The sequence below is a fragment of the Bifidobacterium sp. WK012_4_13 genome (assembly GCF_041080835.1).
In the GTDB taxonomy this organism is placed as follows: domain Bacteria; phylum Actinomycetota; class Actinomycetes; order Actinomycetales; family Bifidobacteriaceae; genus Bombiscardovia; species Bombiscardovia fermentum.
In genome coordinates, this window is the sequence record NZ_CP129683.1 from 2,025,580 (window position 1) to 2,042,381 (window position 16,802).

The following is a 16,802-nucleotide window of genomic DNA, read 5'->3' on the forward strand; positions in this document are numbered from 1 at the left end:
GCGGCCAGTGACGCACAAGGTCAGCCTTCGCACGCCGGGCGGCATTCAGAAGGCTCAGTGCCGCTGACGGCATCGGGATCTTCAGACAGGGCAGGGGCACCTGGCAAGGAGCCAGTCCATGCTTCGATGTTCGCGCCTTTGGCGTTGACGCATGTTCTGCCATTCCTGCCACTTGCACAGGACGGGGTCGACTATCAGGTCGATCGCAGGGATGATCCTGAACTGATACGCACGCTTCTCTCGTCCGACGCCACACGAGTGATTCTGGTGCAGTCCGGAAGAGTGGCCATTCCAAAGGGACAAGGCAGATTCGTTGACTATGACGTTGCGAAGATTCGTCTGACAACGCTTGCCGGAAGCTATGTGCGCGATTTGATTCCAGATTCCATGGGTGGAGACTTCCGTAGTTCTCCCCATGCTCAGTGCATTCCGATATTCCTGGGAACGCGCGCAGGCCATTCGTATGTCGCTCTCGACATATCCGAAGGCATCATCGCGGCGGAGGTTCCCAATCCTAGGAACGTCGGGGCTGATGATGCATTCGCCTCCGATGGTCCCACGCGTGCATCGGCCGATGCGAGACCGTCGATTCTTGAGCTTGCCCGCACGCGTTGCGATTGGGTGGGGCTGAGAGAGTTCGCGCCGCATGCCTCGACAGTGGAGGCGGGCCTGGCGACGACGGCTGCGACTCTTTCAATGTGGCACAGAGCTCAGCACTACTGCCCGTATTGTGGCGCGGCGACGACGAGCGTCTTTTCAGGATGGGCGCAGCGCTGCCAGAACGCCGCAGACGACAACCGAATCATATTCCCGAGGATTGAGCCCGCCGTCATCACTGCAATCGTAGATTCACAGAACAGACTGCTGCTGCAGCATAACAGCGCATGGAAGCCTGGATTCTATTCGGTGTCCGCAGGATTCGTCGAAGCAGGGGAGAATCTGGAGCATGCGGCGCGGCGCGAAGCCAGGGAGGAAACCGGAATCGAGGTATCCGATCTCATGTACACAGGCTCGCAGCCATGGCCCTTCCCATCATCATTGATGATGTCGTTCAAGGGATACGCTCGCGACACGGCAATCCATGTCGATGGCAAGGAGACAGAAAGCGCCCGATGGGTCAGCAGGGACGAATTCATTCGCGCTCTCACGAGTGGGGAAATGCTGGCTCCGGGAAAGGCGACCATTGCCCGATACATGATCGAGGAATGGTACGGAGCGCAGTTCTAAGGGTTTTGTAAGGCTACGCAAGTAATTTAGCCGAAGTGTGAAATTCGCGACATTTGCCATGGCAATGGCAATAATTGGGATATATGGTGGTTTGCACATAGCTTTGCTAGTAGAATCGGCACGGCGAACGCAAGGGGTATAGCAGCAATCGGCCATGGCTTGCGAGTTGCGTGGGAAACACAGAAAGGCCCAGTATGTCAGACAACGGGTATTTTGACTCAGGTATTCCTAAACCACCTGTGTCACGGGGCAGCCAAGGCCAGAAGTTCAATGTGGATGGGAATGTCTCTCCCGTGAATGGGGAAACTCGCCGTGGGGATTACTCCAACGATACGCAGAGCACGATGCAGTTCTCTCCCTTGCGGCCTTCTGGCCAGTTTGCAGGGCGAGGCACTGAGGATTCAGGTGATTCCGGCCTTGGACAGTTCGAGGTTCAGCATGGCGATGGCATGGCCAAGAGACACGGCCATGTCGGTCTGATCGTCACACTGGTGATGCTGCTGGTGCTTGTGGCGGCTGCGGTTGGCGGCTTCTTTGCTGCGCAATCCTATTTCTCCGACAAGGCGGCACCGGGCGTGATGTTCGGCAGCCGGAGTGTCGCTGGTCAGAGTGCCGCTCAGCTCACCCAGACTGTGAAGTCCGCGGTTTCCGATTCCAAGGTCGAGGTTGCCGATAATGCGGAGCAGGACACGAAGGCGACGCTCAAGGAACTTGGCGTCAAGGTGGACGTGAAGGCCACGGTCAATGCATTGCTGCAGGCGAAGTCCTCGGCAGGAGCGCTGCGGATCAATCCATTCCAGCGACAGCAGGTCAGTCTCGTGACCTCGACTGATGACTCCGCCATGAGCGATTACCTGACTTCGACTTTCGTGAAGGAAGGCGAACGCGCCAAGGCATCAACCATTGCCTATGATAAGACCTCCCAGAAGTTCACTGTTACGGCAGGCAAGGAAGGCAAGGCTCCCAAGCTTGACACGGTGAAGTCGGCGGTTGCCAAGATCGTTGCCAATCCAGGAACAACAGTCTCAGCGCCCATAAGCTACGGTTCCGTTTCGATGCCCATCAGTGAGGAAGCTGCTCAGGAGGCTGCAGATACCGCCAACCAGCGCATCGCGCAGAGCGTTACCATCAATAATGGAGACAGCAAGAGCTTTACGATTCCCGCCGACGTGGTGGCCGGATGGGTAGATTCCAGCAGTGATGTCGCGAAGGGCACCATCACCATCCAATACGATAGCGAGGCGATGAGCACCTATCTCGAAAGCACTCTGCCCAAGCAGTTGGATCAGGATGCCGTCGCGCAGCAAGACATCAAGAACGCGCAGGGCACGGTGTTGACGGTCACCACCAAGGGTGTGAACGGCGTCAAGGTCACCAACATCGCCACAACCGCGCAAAAGGTGCTTGACGCTCTGAACAACGGCTCGACGGAATCCATCGCTGCCCAGACCACAGTGGTGAAATACAAGACTGAGTCGCATGTCGCCGATTACACAAAGGCCAACGGCGACATGTGGATCGAGGTCGACCGTTCCAAGCAGACGGTGACCGTATACAAGGGATCGACGAAGGTCAAGAGCTTCAACGTCTGCACTGGCAAGGATTCGACACAGACGGACAACGGTACGTTCTATGTGAACATCAAGTACCAGACACAGGATATGCGAGGCACCGATTACCTCACCAAGGGCGTGAAATGGATAAGCTACTTCAACGGTGGTGAGGGATTCCATGCAGCGCCGTGGAACACGGTCGGCATTGCGACGGGGGATCCCGTGACGCACGGTTCGCACGGGTGCGTCAACATGCTGACCGCGGATGCACAGTGGATCTATCAGAATGCAGGGGTTGGAACCATGGTCAAGGTGATCGGCACTCAGCCGACAGGCGCGGTTCGCTGATCCCATCGATGATGGATTTCCTGGCGAGGAGCCACTCTGTCTGTCTCTATCTCGATGCTTTTCATGCCTGTGAACGATGACCATGCGGACGGCAGTCATATGATTCCTCGATGAGTGTCTTTGCATGGGTGTCTCTGCATGGTTGCAGTCGCCTGTTGCATGTCGCATTGCAGCATGTCGTGTTGCAGCATTTCGCCATATCAAGGTAGTAGTTTATAAAGTGCTCCTATCTCGCATCGTAGCTTGGCAGGGGTTGTTCGAAAAGGTAACAGAAAGGCGGGAAGTAGCCATGAGCGAAGAACAGAGTGCAAATGCCCAGAATCTTGAGGTTCCTGAACACCTCGAGTATTCCGAAGATCACGTATGGATCGACACTTCAGCATCGCCGGCGGTCGTTGGTGTAACAGAGTATGCACAGGACCAGCTCGGTGACTTGGTGTTCGTCGATCTACCCGAAACGGGCACCCACATAGAGGCAGGCGATGAAGTAGTCGAACTCGAATCGGCGAAGGCTGTGGAACCTCTCGTCAGCCCCGTTGCCGGAACCATCAGATATGTGAATCGTGAGGCGTCAGACGATCCCAGCGTCATCAACAACGATCCATATGGTGAGGGCTGGATCTTCAAGATCGAACTTGACGACGACGAACCGGACTTGCTCAGCGCCGAGGAATACGCGAAGATCATCGAGTAGCGGGATTTCACAGGGCCATCACGGCGTCCGAGCGGCTTGGCACGCATCGCCATGGCCGATGCGTTCGGACGCTGAATTCCTTCAAATGTGTGGAGATTGTGTATGGTAGAGGGTATGGATATGCCTGATTCATCACCAATACGCGCAAGAAAGACCGCGAGCAGCTTCGACACCGTCTCTCCGCGAATGAGGCTTGAACGCCAGCCGTTGCCAATACGGCTAGCTCGTCGGGTTTTGATTCATTCATTCAATATCTGGACGCATTTTTCAACCGCGCTCACCCGTCAGCTTGATTGGTTTCCGCGAGTCGAGCCATATGTGGGCTATGGCACCGATTCCTATTCGCGCCTTATCTGCCGCACGATGCTTGCCCCTCAGCGCGGCAGGTCCGGCGCGGTCGTTCGCGGCATAAGAACCGTGTTCACCGTTCCCGCACCTCATGCCCGCGTGAAGATCAGCATCGACGGCACTCCTTTGCGTACGGTCCAGATCGGCGAGTCGGAGCAGCACGACAAGCCTGACGCATCGCGCGAGCGGAGCAGCAAGTATGCATGGTCGGACACGCGTGGATATCTCGATCTCCTTGCCCAGCATCATCTTCAGCCCGGTATCCATAGCGTCTCATACAAGATTCCTGGCAGGGAGCCTGTGAAGTCTGCCTTGTATACCATCGCGAGAACCGCAGGGATAGGCGTTGTCTCCGATGTCGACGACACCATCATGGTCACCCAGGTTCCAACGATCTGGAAGGCCGCATATAACATGCTGCTGCTGAATCCAAGAAAAAGGATGTCCGTTCCTGGCATGAGCGTCCTGTATTCGAAGATAGGCGACATCTTCCCTGACGCACCCTTCTTCTATCTATCCACATCTCCCTGGAATGTCGAAAGCTCGATCCGTCACTTCATCTCGTATCACGGATTCCCATCAGGTCCGTTGCTGCTGCGCGACCTGGATCCTCGGCCAAAGTCATTCATTCCATCTGGCGTCCAGCACAAGCTTGAGTTCATAGGTCAGCTGATGGCGGATTTTCCTCAGATGCGGTTCATCCTTATCGGCGATGATGGGCAAAAGGATCCGACCACCTATGCCACCATTGCACGCCGATATCCTGGGAGGATCATTGCCATCGGCATGCGCCAGCTCAGTCCGAAGGAGTCCGCTCTGCCCTCGTTGGCAGGAATGACGACGACTCAGCCGATGCCTGAAACCGATATTCCGGTCTTCTATGGAACGACGGGCTCGAATCTCATGAAGACGCTTATTCCATACCTCGAGCGATATCACGGTCCTGAAAGATAGACCTTCGGAACCCAGCCGCGGACGTGTCTGACTCTGTGGGGCAATGAAGGCGTGATGCGGCCGAATCGAGAGCCAGCACCGGGATTTCTTGGAGGCCTGTTGTTCGGAGTGCGAAAAGATGCATGCGAATGCTTATAATCGTCCCCTATGAGTGACATTTCGAGACCCATCGCACCAAAATCGCCAGAAGTCCGCACAGCAGGTGACGGAACGTTCACGGATGACTATGCATGGATGAAAAACAAGCATTCCGAAGACACCAAGACATTCGTCGCTGCCGAGAACGCTTATTGTCAGCACGTCATGAAGCCGTTGGAATCGACGCGCAGGGAACTCTTTGACGAGCTGAGGTCGCGAATTCAGGAAACGGATATGTCCGTTCCAGTGCGCTCGCATGGGTATTGGTACTTCTCGCGTACCCAAGAAGGCCAGCAATATGCCATTCAGTGCAGGATCCCAGTCACGGATGAAGACGATTGGGATGTGCCGGTCATCGATGAGAATGACGAGCCTGGCTCATTGTCGGGTGAGGAGATCGTCTTCGACGGCAATGCCGAGGCGAAGGGTCATGACTTCTTCCGCATAGGCGGTATGAGCATGAGCGCTGATGGCAGATGGCTGCTCTATGGCATAGACACGACCGGCGATGAACGCTATGACCTTCACGTCAGAGATCTGCATTCAGGTCACGACCTGCCAGAGACGATACCGCAGGTTTCGGCCGGAGGAATCATCACTCCCGACGGATCATGGGTGTTCTATGCAACGGTTGACGATGCATGGCGTCCCGATGCCGTTTGGCGTCACAGGGTAGGGACGCCATCAACCGCTGACGTGCGCGTCTGGCACGAAGACGACGAAAGGTTCTGGGTCGGCGTCGGATTGAGCTTCGATGAACGGCATGTTGTCATCGGAACAAGCTCCAAGACGACGAGCGAGGTGCTGCTGCTGCCGGTGCAGACTCCGGAAGGAGACTTCGTCCCCTTCATTCCACGGCGAGAGGGCATCGAATATGACGTCGGTTTCTCCTGCTTCGAGGGCGCTGGTGACGAAGGACCTGACATTCCCATAGCGGTGGTCTGCCACAACGTATCGAACCCCAATTTTCAGATCAACATCATTGACATGCGCAGCCATGGAGCTCCATATGCCCTCGACGAGGGAACATGCATTGCGGAGGGAAGCAGATTCGGATGCGAAAGGGGCGGGGAATTCCGCGACCAGCCGCTTGATTCCCCGGATCGCAATCCCGAAAATCCAAGGATACTGCAGGGTGCGCGTGGCCTGAACATTGAGAGCCTGGACATCCACGAGCACTTCATCACACTGGGATACCGCGCGAACGGTCTTGCACATCTGGCTGTCATCACCAAGAGACAGGCCATTCAAGACTATCTTGCGAAGATTCCTTGGAATTTCAAGGAGATACTGCCTGAACCAGATGGCCGTTCCCACAAGGCATCCACGGATGGCTCAGACTCACCAGAGAACCCGGACAAGGCGCTCTTCTCGATTGGCACAGCAGGGAATCCATCGTATGAGGCCCCGCGCCTGCGATACTCATTCACCAGCTTCACCAATCCCGCAGAATTGCATGAACTTGACCCCAACGAGGGCACCGACAGACTGCTGAAGAAGGCGAGGGTGCTGGGGGATTTCCAATCCGACGATTACGCCGAATGCCAGGTCTGGGTTCAGGCGCGTGACGGCGCTCGCGTTCCGGTTTCATTGCTCTGGAAGAAGGGGCTTGTTCCTGCCCTGGATGCTTTCGGTCATCAGGGCATGACCGAGGAGGTGCTCACCGACATCGAGGCATCTCCAAGGTGGAATTTCACGGAAACCAGACCCGCCAACGATGCTCCTGAGGTCGCCGGCCAAGGCCTGCCCGCCGCATCGCCCATGTTCATCACAGGCTATGGGGCCTACGAGATAAGCTCCGACCCAAGCTTCTCGGTGTCGCGGCTGAGTCTTCTCGACCGGGGTGTGCTCTATGCCTTGCCGCATGTCCGCGGAGGTGGCGAAATGGGACGGGCGTGGTACGAGCAAGGCCGCAGGCTCAACAAGAAGCACACCTTCGAGGACTTCATCGATGCGACGGCTGCGCTGCAGCGCGCCGGATTCGCCGATCCTGCCAGAACAGTCGCGAACGGCGGTTCGGCAGGCGGCCTTCTTATGGGTGCCATCGCGAACATGGCTCCACAGCTGTATGCGGGCATCGAGGCGGACGTGCCCTTCGTGGACGCACTGACATCGATTCTGGACCCGAGCCTGCCACTGACCGTGACTGAATGGGACGAATGGGGAGACCCGTTGCACGATGACAAGGTGTATCACTATATGGAATCCTATTCGCCATATGAGAATGTGCTTTCCGTAGCGGAGCGGCAACGACGCTTCGGCACGGTGCATTTCCCGCAGATATTCATCACGACCTCGATGAACGATACGCGGGTGCTCTATGTCGAGCCGCTGAAGTGGGCTGCGCGGCTGAGCGAAGCTGAGGTCGGTGCGAAGGTATGCGCAAAGATCGAGGTCGAGGCAGGGCATGGTGGCACGACCGGCAGATACAAGCAATGGGAGGAACTGTGTCTTGAGGTGGCGTGGTGTCTGTCGCTTATGGGGTGCGCCCCTAAGATCTCGATGTGATGCCGACGGTGCCATGTGCAGCTGCACGTCTGGTCTTGCACATGGCCCACTCGCCCCGAGCCGTTTCGATGCTCGAATCGTGATATGGAACTGTCCAATAATCGGACTGCATCGACGTTCGCATCAGGTTTCTGCCTATTGTCATGAGACATGACTCAAAGCATAGATACAGCGTCGACTCGTACATACAGCATTGCGGTTATTCCGGGCGATGGCATCGGCAAGGAGATCGTGCCACCAGCTCAGGCGGTACTCGAAAAGGCAACCAAGGGTCTCGTGAACTTCGATTATGAGACCTTTGACCTGGGTGCCGAGCGGTATCTCCGAGATGGCTCCACTCTGCCGGACGAGGAGCTGAATCGCATCAAGAACAAGGATGCCATTCTGCTGGGAGCGGTCGGTGACCCGCGCATCAAGGCTGGCATCATCGAACGTGGATTGTTGCTGAAGCTGCGCTTCGCTCTCGACCAATACGTGAATCTGCGCCCATCGAAGCTCTTCGAGGGCGTCACATCACCGTTGGCGAACCCAGGCAAGATCGATTTCGTCGTCGTCCGGGAAGGCACGGAAGGCCTTTACGTGGGTGCAGGCGGTGCGATACGTCGTGGAACTCCTCATGAAGTGGCGACCGAAGTCTCGATCAACACGGCCTTTGGCGTGGAACGGGTGGTCCGCTATGCCTTCGCGCTCGCCATGAAGCGCCGTCGCCATGTGACGCTTGTGCACAAGAAGAACGTGCTCACCAATGCGGGTGATATGTGGCAGCGCATTGTGGACGCCGTCGCGAAGGAATTTCCGGAAGTCACGACCGACTATCAGCACGTCGATGCCGCAACCATATTCATTGTGACTGACCCGAGCCGATTCGACGTGATTCTCACGGACAATCTCTTCGGGGACATCATCACCGACGAGGCCGGCGCAGTGGTCGGGGGAGTCGGCTATTCAGCTTCCGGCAACATCAATGCCAGCAACGAGTATCCTTCGATGTTCGAGCCAATCCACGGATCGGCGCCGGACATAGCCGGAAAGGGCATCGCCAATCCTACTGCCGCGATACTTTCCACTGCCCTGATGCTCCGTCACCTTGGGTTCGACGATCCCGCGGACAGAATTGAAACCGCTGTAGAGGCCGACATCAAGGAATCAGCGACGGCAAAACGCTCCACCGCTGAAGTCGGAAGCGACATTCTCGCAAGACTGTGACCAGAACCCGAGTGTCACTGCATCCGTGAGATACACAGCGTGAGTTCGCTGACGTGGCCGCGGTGACAGGTCGATGCATGGCCCCGTAGCATATGTTGGGCAGCAATGCACGCACTCTCGGAGTCATATTTCAAGTTTTGGGGACTTGCCAAAGTATAGAGGACCATGAATCGGTGTCCTTGCGTTACGATTCGAAGAAAAACCGGGTCGAAATACTTTGGCAAGTCCCCAAAACTTGCAACAGAGGTTCAAATCGGGTCATTTGAGAGCCTGATTTCGGCATAATCGACCGGCGGCATCTGCACGGGTGTTCATGGGCGGACAGTGCAAGGAGAGTTGGTAGGTCTGAATCGCGGATGGGTTTGGGGACTTGAAGGACATTGTCTTCGGTGGTTGTTGTGTTGTGTACGATCTTCGCTGTCTTGGGTGCTTGGCTCGTCTGCGGATGGTTTGGGTGGCTGGTTGGTGTGTTCCTCGGTGGTTGTTGTGCTTCGCACAATCTTCGCAGCCTGTAACCGCTGTCGCGGTTACCTTCGCAGTCTTAGGGGCTGCTCACTTCGCCTGAGTGATGCTCGCCGGGCATCACTCTTTATGGCTCAGCTGCTTACCTCGCCTAGGGACTTTCTGGGGTGGCTGGTTGGTGTGTTCCTCGCTGATTATTGTGCTTCGCACAATCTTCGCAACCTTGGGGTTGCTCACCTCGCCTACGAACAGCCCACCGGGCTGTTCGCTTGACGGCTCGGCGACACGCCCGGTTTATGCTAGGGGGGCTTTGTGCTTTAATGGAGCAGTTGCCTGTTTTGGGCTCGCACTTTGTAATTAAAAAAGCGAGCGTGGCACAACGGTTGCGAAAGCGATCGTTGCATGGTCACGCATTGATGTGGTTCGGCTCGGCTGAGTATATCCCAGTCTGCCTGCCTTCAATGCCCGTAGATAGGTTGTTAATCAGAATCAATCGCAAGAAAGGGCGGAAGGCAATGGCGGGACAGAAAATCCGCATCAGGCTTAAGTCCTATGACCATGAGGTCATCGACCAGTCGGCGAAGAAAATTGTCGAGACAGTGACGAATGCGGGTGCAACGGTTGTTGGCCCAGTTCCTCTGCCGACAGAGAAGAACGTATTTTGTGTCATCCGTTCTCCTCATAAATACAAGGATTCTCGCGAGCACTTTGAGATGCGTACGCATAAGCGTCTCATCGATATCGTCGATCCCACACCTAAGGCTGTGGATTCATTGATGCATATCGACCTGCCCGCAGATGTCAATATCGAGATCAAGCTCTAGGGGGGAGGGAACCGTTATGACTGCACAGCAAGCACATCGCACTGCGCTGCTTGGCAAGAAGCTAGGTATGTCGCAAGTCTGGGACGAGAACGGCTTCTTCGTTCCAGTGACACTGGTGGACGTTTCCACCAACGTAGTCACCGCTGTCAAGACCGAGGCAACTGACGGCTATCACGCCGTCCAGATCGGTTATGGACAGATTGACCCGCTCAAGGTGACCAAGCCACTCGCAGGTCATTTTGCAAAGGCCGGTGTCACGCCTCGTCGCCACCTCGTTGAGGTTCGCACCGAGGACGCAGACAACTACACGCCAGGTCAAGAGCTGACCGTGGAACTGCTTCCTGAAGGCGCTCAGGTTGATGTCACAGGCACCAGCAAGGGCAAGGGCTTCGCAGGAACCATCAAGCGCTGGGGCTTCAAGTCCTATCGTCGTACCCACGGTTCACACAAAAACGAACGTCGTCCAGGTTCAGTCGGCGCATGCGCCACACCAGGTCGCATTCTCAAGGGCAAGCATATGGCTGGCCGCATGGGCAATGAGACTTCAACGACTTTGAATCTGACCATCGTGTCTGCGGATTCAACCAATGGAATCATCGCCGTGAAGGGCGCTGTTCCAGGACCAAAGGGCAGCATCGTTCTCGTTCGTTCCGCAGTGAAGGGGGCCTGAAACCATGGCTAACATTTCTCTGAACGTTACCGATGCTTCGGGCAAGTCCACGTCAACAGTGGAAGCTCCCGAGGATTTGTTCGGAATCTCATCTGAAGACATTCAAAGCCACATTCCGCTGGTTCATCAGGTGGTCGTGGCTCAGCTTGCAGCTGCTCGTCAGGGCACTCATGCCGTGAAGACCCGTTCCACCGTTGCAGGTGGCGGTCGCAAGCCATGGAAGCAGAAGGGAACCGGTCGCGCTCGACAGGGTTCGATTCGCTCTCCTCAATGGGCTGGCGGTGCAATCGTTCACGGACCAGTTCCACGTGACTACTCGCAGCGCACTCCCAAGAAGATGAAGGCGGCGGCACTTCGCTACATGCTTTCAGACCGTGCAAATGCGGGTCGCGTGCACGTCGTTGAATTCGGCATCACCGACACCCCATCCACAAAGGCTGCGAATGCAGTGCTGCTTCAGGTTGCCGAACAGCGTTTCGCAACCGTGGTTCTGTCACGAGAGAACGTCAACGAGTGGCTTTCCGTCAGGAATCTGCCAACCGTCCATGTTCTCTTCGCAGATCAGCTCAACACATACGACGTGGTCACCGCTCAGGATCTCGTTTTCAGCAAGGATGGCTTCGATGCCTTCATCGCAGTGAAAACAGGTTCCGAGACCGCTGTCGCCAAGGAGGCCTGATTCTCATGTCAGTAATTCATAAGCCATTGCATGATGTCATCATCAAGCCAGTTGTTTCCGAGAAGAGCTATGCGAATTCAGATCGCGGCCAATACACCTTTGTGGTCGCTCCGAATGCGAACAAGGTTCAGATCAAGCAAGCAATTGAGCAGATCTTCAATGTCAAGGTAACGAACGTCAATACCTTCAACCGTCGCGGAAAGACGCAGCGCACTCGCACCGGCTTTGGCCAGCGTGCAGATCAGAAGCGTGCCATCGTATCCGTCGCTGAAGGTCAGACCATTGATATCTTCGGCAACTGAAGGCTAGCCGACAAAAGTTAGGAAGAACTACATTATGGCTATCCGCACATATAAGCCGACTACTGCGGGCCGTCGCAATGCGTCTGTTTCGGATTTCTCCGAAATAACACGCTCGACGCCTGAGAAGTCGCTTCTGCGCAAACTCAGCAAGACTGGCGGTCGTAACTCATACGGTCGCATCACCAGCCGCCATCGTGGCGGCGGGCATAAGCGTCAATACCGTCTCATCGATTTCAGGCGTTGGGATAAGGATGGCGTTCCAGCAACGGTTGCGCACATCGAATATGATCCAAATCGTTCGGCTCGCATTGCGCTGCTTCACTTCGCCGATGGCGAGAAGCGCTACATCGTCGCCCCGGAAGGCATCAAGCAGGGAGATCGAATCGAGACAGGCGCTCAGGCCGATATCAAGCCTGGCAACAATCTGCCTCTTCGCAACATCCCAACTGGTACCGTCGTGCATGCGATTGAGCTTCGTCCACTTGGTGGCGCGAAGATCGCTCGTTCGGCCGGCGCTGCCGTGCAGCTCGTTGCAAAGGATGGCGCTTTCGCTCAGCTGCGCATGCCATCCGGTGAAATCAGGAACGTGGATGCACGTTGCCGCGCAACGATTGGTGAAGTCGGTAACTCAGACCATGCAAACCTTCAGTTGGGTAAGGCTGGTCGCGCACGTTGGGTAGGCAAGCGTCCTATCACACGTGGTGAATCCATGAATCCTGTCGACCATCCACATGGTGGTCGTACGCGCGGTGGCAAGCCGCCGGTTTCGCCTTGGGGCAAGGGTGAGGTTCGTACACGTCATCCGAAGAAGGCTTCGAACAAGATGATTGTTCGTCGTCGTCCCAATGGTAAGAACCGCAAGTAAGGGAGTGTCGAAAAGATGACTCGAAGCATCAAGAAGGGCCCATTCGTCGACGCCCACTTGCAGAAGAAAGTCGACGTGCAGAACGAAAAGGGTACGAAGAACGTTATCAAGACGTGGTCACGCAGGTCGATGATCACTCCTGACTTCATCGGACACACCTTCGCTGTTCACGATGGTCGTAAGCATGTTCCGGTGTTCGTCACCGAGGCGATGGTCGGTCACAAGCTCGGTGAGTTTGCGCCAACCCGCACCTTCAAGGGACATGTGAAGGACGATAAGAAAGTACGCCGCTGAGGCGAGGAAGAGTAGAGACACATGGAAGCTAAAGCAATCGCTCGTCACGTACGCGTGACGCCGCGCAAGGCTCGCCGCATGGTCAACCTCATCCGAGGCAAGCAGGCGACAGAGGCTGTGACCGTTCTCAAGTTCGCTCCACAGGATGCGGCGGTTCCCGTCCGCAAGGTTCTGGAGAGCGCAATTGCGAATGCTCGCGTCAAGGCCGACAAGGCCAACGAGGCATTCCACGAGAACAATCTCGTGATCACTGAGACCTATGTTGATGAAGGCGTTACGCTGAAGCGTTTCCGTGCTCGTGCACAGGGCCGCGCAGCTCGCATCAATAAGAGGACCAGTCACATCACCGTGGTAGTGGCCGACAAGGAAGGAGCCCGATAATGGGACAGAAGATCAACCCCTTCGGGTATCGACTCGGCATTACCGAGGATCATCGCAGCAAGTGGTTCTCGGACTCCAACAAGTCCGGCGAGCGCTATCGCGATTTCGTTCTCGAAGATGACAAGATTCGCAAGGTCATGAACAAGGACCTCGAGCGCGCAGGCGTGTCCCGCGTGATCATCGAGCGCACCCGTGACCGTGTCCGTGTAGACATCCACACCGCACGTCCAGGCATTGTCATTGGCCGTCGTGGTGCAGAGGCCGAGCGCGTCCGTGCAAAGATCGAGAAGCTGACGGGCAAGCAGGTTCAGCTCAACATCTTCGAGGTCAAGAATGCCACCTTGGATGCGCAGCTTGTGGCACAGGGCATAGCGGAGCAGCTCACCAATCGTGTGACTTTCCGCCGTGCAATGCGCAAGGCTCAGCAGGATGCCATGCGCGCAGGCGCAAAGGGCATTCGAATCAAGCTCTCAGGCCGCCTCGGAGGAGCCGAAATGAGCCGTTCGGAGTTCTACCGCGAAGGCCGCGTGCCTTTGCAGACTCTGCGAGCACTCATTGACTACGGATTCTTCGAAGCTCGTACGACCTATGGCCGTATCGGCGTCAAGGTCTGGATTTACAAGGGTGACATGACCGAGCGCGAGTTCGAGGAGCAGCAGGCTCAGCAGGGTGCCCGTCAGGGTCGCCGTGGTGACCGCCGCCCACGCAGAGGCTCACGTCCGTCAGAAGGCCGTGGCCAGCAGGGTCAGCAGACCAGTGCTCCACAGGCTGCCAAGGCTCAGCCTGCAGCAGCTGCAGCGCCTGTGACAACAGAAGTAAAGGAGTGAGCTGATGCTTATCCCAAAGAGAACAAAGTATCGCAAGCAGCAACGCCCGACTCGTCGGGGGATGTCAAAGGGTGGAAACGAGATCGCCTTCGGTGATTACGGAATCCAGGCTCTTGCTCCTGCCTATGTCACCAACCGTCAGATCGAGGCCTCACGTATCGCCATGACGCGCTACATCAAGCGTGGCGGACGTGTTTGGATCACGATCTTCCCGGATCGTCCGCTCACGAAGCATGCTCTCGGTGCCCGAATGGGTTCCGGCAAGGGGGTTCCTGAGTTCTGGATCGCTAACGTTCACCCAGGTCGCGTCATGTTCGAGATCGGTGGCGTTACCGAGGATGTCGCTCGCGAGGCTCTGCGCCGTGCAATCGACAAACTACCAATGAAATGCAGAATTATCGCTCGTGAAGGCGGTGACATCTGATGTCAGTAGGAACAGCTGAATATACAATCAAGACCCTCGGCGAGAAGACCAACGCGGAAATCGAAGGCTTCCTCAAGAAGTCAAAGGAAGAGCTTTTCAACCTGCGCTTCCAGGCCGCGACCGGTCAGCTCGACAACCAGACAAGGATCAAGGCAGTCAAGCACGATATCGCAAGAATGTACACCATTCTTCGTGAGCGTGAACTTGGCATCAGCCCAACTCCTGCTGAGGGTGACAACACCGCTAGTGAAGCTGAGGAGAAGTAAGCATGGCTGAGAAGCAAGAGCGTAACTTCCGCAAGGTTCGTCGTGGATACGTCGTGTCTGAGGCAATGGACAAGACGATCACCGTCGAGCTCGAGCAGCGTTCGACCCACCCGCTGTATGGCAAGGTCGTGCGTTCCACTCGTACGGTCAAGGTTCATGATGAGAAGAATGATGCGCATTTGGGTGATCTCGTGAGTATCATGGAAACTCGTCCACTGAGCAAGACTAAGCGTTGGCGTCTCGACTCGATCGTCGAACGCGCTAAGTAAACAAGTTCGGCAAGGCTCCGTGCACACCGCCGCTGATTCAAGTGGTGTGCAGGGAGAACCAGCTCGGCTAAGGAGAATCAATGATTCAGCAGGAATCGCGGCTTCATGTCGCCGACAACACGGGTGCCAAGGAGATCTTGGCCATCCGAGTGCTCGGTGGATCGAAGCGACGCTATGCCGGCATCGGCGATGTTATCGTCGCCTCCGTCAAGGATGCCATTCCGGGAGGGTCGGTCAAGAAGGGCGAAGTGGTCAAGGCCGTTATCGTCCGTACAGTCAAGGAGCATCGTCGTCCAGATGGCTCCTACATCAAGTTCGATGAGAATGCAGCAGTTATCCTCGGTTCAGGTCGTGAACCTCGTGGAACGCGTATTTTCGGACCGGTCGGTCGTGAGCTCCGTGACAGGCGCTTCATGAAGATCGTGTCTCTCGCACCGGAGGTGATCTGAGATGGTAGCGAAGATCAAGACAGGCGACCAAGTCAAGGTTATTCGTGGCAAGGATCGCGGCAAAGAGGGCAAGGTTACTCGTATCCTCAGCAATGATCGTCTCATTGTAGAGGGTGTGCAGATTGTCAAGAAGCATGTCCGTGCAACCCAGCAGGGTCAGCAGTCGGGCATCGTTCCTACGGAAGCCCCAATTCATCGTTCAAACGTCATGGTTATAGATCCCGAAACCAAGGCACCTACCCGCGTAGGCGTTCAGGTTACGGAAGAGGCCCGTGACGGCAAGGTCAAGACTTTGCGCACACGCGTTGCAAAGAAATCAGGAAAGGAGCTGGCATGAGCGAAGCAACATCAACGGCTGTTGAAGCACCTGCGGTTCCACGTCTCAAGCAGCAATACAACGAGACGATCGTTCCTGAGCTCGAGAAGGAATTCAAGTATTCCAACCCGATGCGCGTTGCACGTCTTGAGAAGATCGTCGTCTCCATGGGCGTCGGAGCCGCTGCGCGCGACTCGAAGCTCATCGAAGGTGCGATCAAGGATCTCACTCTGATCACCGGTCAGAAGCCAAAGGTTACCAAGGCCAAGAAGTCCGTCGCGCAGTTCCATCTGCGTGAGGGCCAGGCCATCGGCGCCTATGTGACGCTTCGCGGTGACCGCATGTGGGAGTTCCTGGATCGTCTGCTTACCCTTGCACTGCCAAGAATCCGCGATTTCCGCGGCATCAGCGGCAAGCAGTTTGATGGCAATGGCAACTACAACTTCGGTCTCACGGAACAGTCGATGTTCCATGAGATTGATCCAGACGAGATCGATCACCAGCGTGGTATGGACATCACCGTTGTCACCACCACGAAGGTAGACGCGGAAGCTCGAGTGCTATTGAAGCACCTTGGCTTCCCCTTCAAGGAGAACTGATATGGCAAAAACCGCTCTTAGGAACAAAGCGGCCGCAAAGCCCAAGTTCAAGGTGCGTGACTATACACGTTGCCAGGTTTGCGGTCGTCCCCACTCCGTCTATCGCAAATTCGGCCTGTGCCGCATCTGCCTTCGTGAGAAGGCCCACCGTGGTGAACTGCCCGGAGTTACGAAGTCCAGTTGGTAAACATCGACGCTG

21 protein-coding genes are annotated in these 16,802 nt (G+C 56.1%); all 21 read left to right on the forward strand.

Going from position 1 to position 16,802, the window contains the following annotated elements; genetic code table 11:
* Positions 1 to 126 precede the first annotated feature (126 nt).
* The 21 genes from nudC to QN062_RS08275 all read left to right on the forward strand — a co-directional run bounded on the left by nudC (position 127) and on the right by QN062_RS08275 (position 16,790).
* Entirely contained in the window at positions 127 to 1,227 is a 1,101-nt protein-coding gene (gene nudC / locus QN062_RS08175) for an NAD(+) diphosphatase (protein WP_369342584.1), read from the forward strand.
* Positions 1,228 to 1,421: 194 nt separating this feature from the next.
* Positions 1,422 to 3,128, forward strand: coding sequence for a L,D-transpeptidase (locus tag QN062_RS08180; protein ID WP_369341323.1), 1,707 nt, complete (start codon positions 1,422 to 1,424; stop codon positions 3,126 to 3,128).
* 289 nt (positions 3,129 to 3,417) lie between these two features.
* Positions 3,418 to 3,822: a glycine cleavage system protein GcvH gene (gcvH, locus tag QN062_RS08185; RefSeq protein WP_369341324.1), complete on the forward strand. Its 405-nt coding sequence runs from the start codon at positions 3,418 to 3,420 to the stop codon at positions 3,820 to 3,822.
* A 102-nt stretch (positions 3,823 to 3,924) separates the two neighbouring features.
* Entirely contained in the window at positions 3,925 to 5,124 is a 1,200-nt protein-coding gene (locus tag QN062_RS08190) for an App1 family protein (protein ID WP_369341325.1), read from the forward strand.
* A 147-nt stretch (positions 5,125 to 5,271) separates the two neighbouring features.
* Positions 5,272 to 7,770, forward strand: coding sequence for a S9 family peptidase (locus tag QN062_RS08195; RefSeq protein WP_369341326.1), 2,499 nt, complete (start codon positions 5,272 to 5,274; stop codon positions 7,768 to 7,770).
* Between the two features lie 150 nt (positions 7,771 to 7,920).
* The gene (locus QN062_RS08200; protein ID WP_369341327.1) at positions 7,921 to 8,976 is read left to right on the forward strand and encodes a 3-isopropylmalate dehydrogenase; all 1,056 of its coding nucleotides are present in this window, start codon (positions 7,921 to 7,923) and stop codon (positions 8,974 to 8,976) included.
* Between the two features lie 977 nt (positions 8,977 to 9,953).
* On the forward strand, positions 9,954 to 10,262 hold the full coding sequence (gene rpsJ / locus QN062_RS08205; protein ID WP_003827292.1) for a 30S ribosomal protein S10: 309 nt from the start codon (positions 9,954 to 9,956) through the stop codon (positions 10,260 to 10,262).
* 16 nt (positions 10,263 to 10,278) lie between these two features.
* On the forward strand, positions 10,279 to 10,932 hold the full coding sequence (gene rplC / locus QN062_RS08210) for a 50S ribosomal protein L3 (RefSeq protein WP_369341328.1): 654 nt from the start codon (positions 10,279 to 10,281) through the stop codon (positions 10,930 to 10,932).
* 4 nt (positions 10,933 to 10,936) lie between these two features.
* Positions 10,937 to 11,611, forward strand: a complete 675-nt coding sequence (gene rplD / locus QN062_RS08215) for a 50S ribosomal protein L4 (RefSeq protein WP_369341329.1) — start codon at positions 10,937 to 10,939, stop codon at positions 11,609 to 11,611.
* Positions 11,612 to 11,616: 5 nt separating this feature from the next.
* A complete protein-coding gene (rplW, locus tag QN062_RS08220; RefSeq protein ID WP_369341330.1) occupies positions 11,617 to 11,913 on the forward strand; it encodes a 50S ribosomal protein L23 in 297 nt (98 codons plus the stop codon).
* 34 nt (positions 11,914 to 11,947) lie between these two features.
* Positions 11,948 to 12,778 (forward strand): 50S ribosomal protein L2, encoded by an 831-nt coding sequence (gene rplB, locus QN062_RS08225; RefSeq protein WP_369341331.1) that lies wholly within the window; start codon positions 11,948 to 11,950, stop codon positions 12,776 to 12,778.
* 15 nt (positions 12,779 to 12,793) lie between these two features.
* A complete protein-coding gene (gene rpsS / locus QN062_RS08230; RefSeq protein WP_369341332.1) occupies positions 12,794 to 13,072 on the forward strand; it encodes a 30S ribosomal protein S19 in 279 nt (92 codons plus the stop codon).
* A 21-nt stretch (positions 13,073 to 13,093) separates the two neighbouring features.
* The gene (rplV, locus tag QN062_RS08235; RefSeq protein WP_369341333.1) at positions 13,094 to 13,453 is read left to right on the forward strand and encodes a 50S ribosomal protein L22; all 360 of its coding nucleotides are present in this window, start codon (positions 13,094 to 13,096) and stop codon (positions 13,451 to 13,453) included.
* On the forward strand, positions 13,453 to 14,280 hold the full coding sequence (rpsC, locus tag QN062_RS08240) for a 30S ribosomal protein S3 (RefSeq protein ID WP_369341334.1): 828 nt from the start codon (positions 13,453 to 13,455) through the stop codon (positions 14,278 to 14,280). The genes rplV and rpsC overlap by 1 nt, the downstream gene beginning before the upstream one ends.
* Positions 14,281 to 14,284: 4 nt before the next feature.
* Complete coding sequence (gene rplP / locus QN062_RS08245) at positions 14,285 to 14,704, forward strand: 50S ribosomal protein L16 (protein WP_094694450.1); 420 nt, start codon at positions 14,285 to 14,287, stop codon at positions 14,702 to 14,704.
* The gene (rpmC, locus tag QN062_RS08250; protein ID WP_369341335.1) at positions 14,704 to 14,970 is read left to right on the forward strand and encodes a 50S ribosomal protein L29; all 267 of its coding nucleotides are present in this window, start codon (positions 14,704 to 14,706) and stop codon (positions 14,968 to 14,970) included. Before rplP ends, rpmC begins: the two co-directional genes overlap by 1 nt.
* Before the next feature lie 2 nt (positions 14,971 to 14,972).
* On the forward strand, positions 14,973 to 15,239 hold the full coding sequence (gene rpsQ, locus QN062_RS08255; RefSeq protein WP_369341336.1) for a 30S ribosomal protein S17: 267 nt from the start codon (positions 14,973 to 14,975) through the stop codon (positions 15,237 to 15,239).
* Between the two features lie 80 nt (positions 15,240 to 15,319).
* Positions 15,320 to 15,688 (forward strand): 50S ribosomal protein L14, encoded by a 369-nt coding sequence (gene rplN / locus QN062_RS08260; protein ID WP_094694444.1) that lies wholly within the window; start codon positions 15,320 to 15,322, stop codon positions 15,686 to 15,688.
* Between the two features lies 1 nt (position 15,689).
* Positions 15,690 to 16,025 carry a 50S ribosomal protein L24 gene (gene rplX, locus QN062_RS08265; protein ID WP_369341337.1) on the forward strand — a complete coding sequence of 112 codons (336 nt, stop codon included), beginning with the start codon at positions 15,690 to 15,692 and terminating at the stop codon, positions 16,023 to 16,025.
* Complete coding sequence (gene rplE / locus QN062_RS08270) at positions 16,022 to 16,603, forward strand: 50S ribosomal protein L5 (protein WP_369341338.1); 582 nt, start codon at positions 16,022 to 16,024, stop codon at positions 16,601 to 16,603. The genes rplX and rplE overlap by 4 nt, the downstream gene beginning before the upstream one ends.
* 1 nt (position 16,604) lies before the next feature.
* Positions 16,605 to 16,790: a type Z 30S ribosomal protein S14 gene (locus tag QN062_RS08275; RefSeq protein ID WP_369341339.1), complete on the forward strand. Its 186-nt coding sequence runs from the start codon at positions 16,605 to 16,607 to the stop codon at positions 16,788 to 16,790.
* Positions 16,791 to 16,802 lie beyond the last annotated feature (12 nt).

Coding starts and splice junctions, on each gene's coding strand:
- nudC (WP_369342584.1), top strand. CDS start 127: ATGTTCGCGCCTTTGGCGTTGACGCATGTTCTGCCATTCCTGCCACTT.
- QN062_RS08180 (WP_369341323.1), top strand. CDS start 1,422: ATGTCAGACAACGGGTATTTTGACTCAGGTATTCCTAAACCACCTGTG.
- gcvH (WP_369341324.1), top strand. CDS start 3,418: ATGAGCGAAGAACAGAGTGCAAATGCCCAGAATCTTGAGGTTCCTGAA.
- QN062_RS08190 (WP_369341325.1), top strand. CDS start 3,925: ATGGTAGAGGGTATGGATATGCCTGATTCATCACCAATACGCGCAAGA.
- QN062_RS08195 (WP_369341326.1), top strand. CDS start 5,272: ATGAGTGACATTTCGAGACCCATCGCACCAAAATCGCCAGAAGTCCGC.
- QN062_RS08200 (WP_369341327.1), top strand. CDS start 7,921: ATGACTCAAAGCATAGATACAGCGTCGACTCGTACATACAGCATTGCG.
- rpsJ (WP_003827292.1), top strand. CDS start 9,954: ATGGCGGGACAGAAAATCCGCATCAGGCTTAAGTCCTATGACCATGAG.
- rplC (WP_369341328.1), top strand. CDS start 10,279: ATGACTGCACAGCAAGCACATCGCACTGCGCTGCTTGGCAAGAAGCTA.
- rplD (WP_369341329.1), top strand. CDS start 10,937: ATGGCTAACATTTCTCTGAACGTTACCGATGCTTCGGGCAAGTCCACG.
- rplW (WP_369341330.1), top strand. CDS start 11,617: ATGTCAGTAATTCATAAGCCATTGCATGATGTCATCATCAAGCCAGTT.
- rplB (WP_369341331.1), top strand. CDS start 11,948: ATGGCTATCCGCACATATAAGCCGACTACTGCGGGCCGTCGCAATGCG.
- rpsS (WP_369341332.1), top strand. CDS start 12,794: ATGACTCGAAGCATCAAGAAGGGCCCATTCGTCGACGCCCACTTGCAG.
- rplV (WP_369341333.1), top strand. CDS start 13,094: ATGGAAGCTAAAGCAATCGCTCGTCACGTACGCGTGACGCCGCGCAAG.
- rpsC (WP_369341334.1), top strand. CDS start 13,453: ATGGGACAGAAGATCAACCCCTTCGGGTATCGACTCGGCATTACCGAG.
- rplP (WP_094694450.1), top strand. CDS start 14,285: ATGCTTATCCCAAAGAGAACAAAGTATCGCAAGCAGCAACGCCCGACT.
- rpmC (WP_369341335.1), top strand. CDS start 14,704: ATGTCAGTAGGAACAGCTGAATATACAATCAAGACCCTCGGCGAGAAG.
- rpsQ (WP_369341336.1), top strand. CDS start 14,973: ATGGCTGAGAAGCAAGAGCGTAACTTCCGCAAGGTTCGTCGTGGATAC.
- rplN (WP_094694444.1), top strand. CDS start 15,320: ATGATTCAGCAGGAATCGCGGCTTCATGTCGCCGACAACACGGGTGCC.
- rplX (WP_369341337.1), top strand. CDS start 15,690: ATGGTAGCGAAGATCAAGACAGGCGACCAAGTCAAGGTTATTCGTGGC.
- rplE (WP_369341338.1), top strand. CDS start 16,022: ATGAGCGAAGCAACATCAACGGCTGTTGAAGCACCTGCGGTTCCACGT.
- QN062_RS08275 (WP_369341339.1), top strand. CDS start 16,605: ATGGCAAAAACCGCTCTTAGGAACAAAGCGGCCGCAAAGCCCAAGTTC.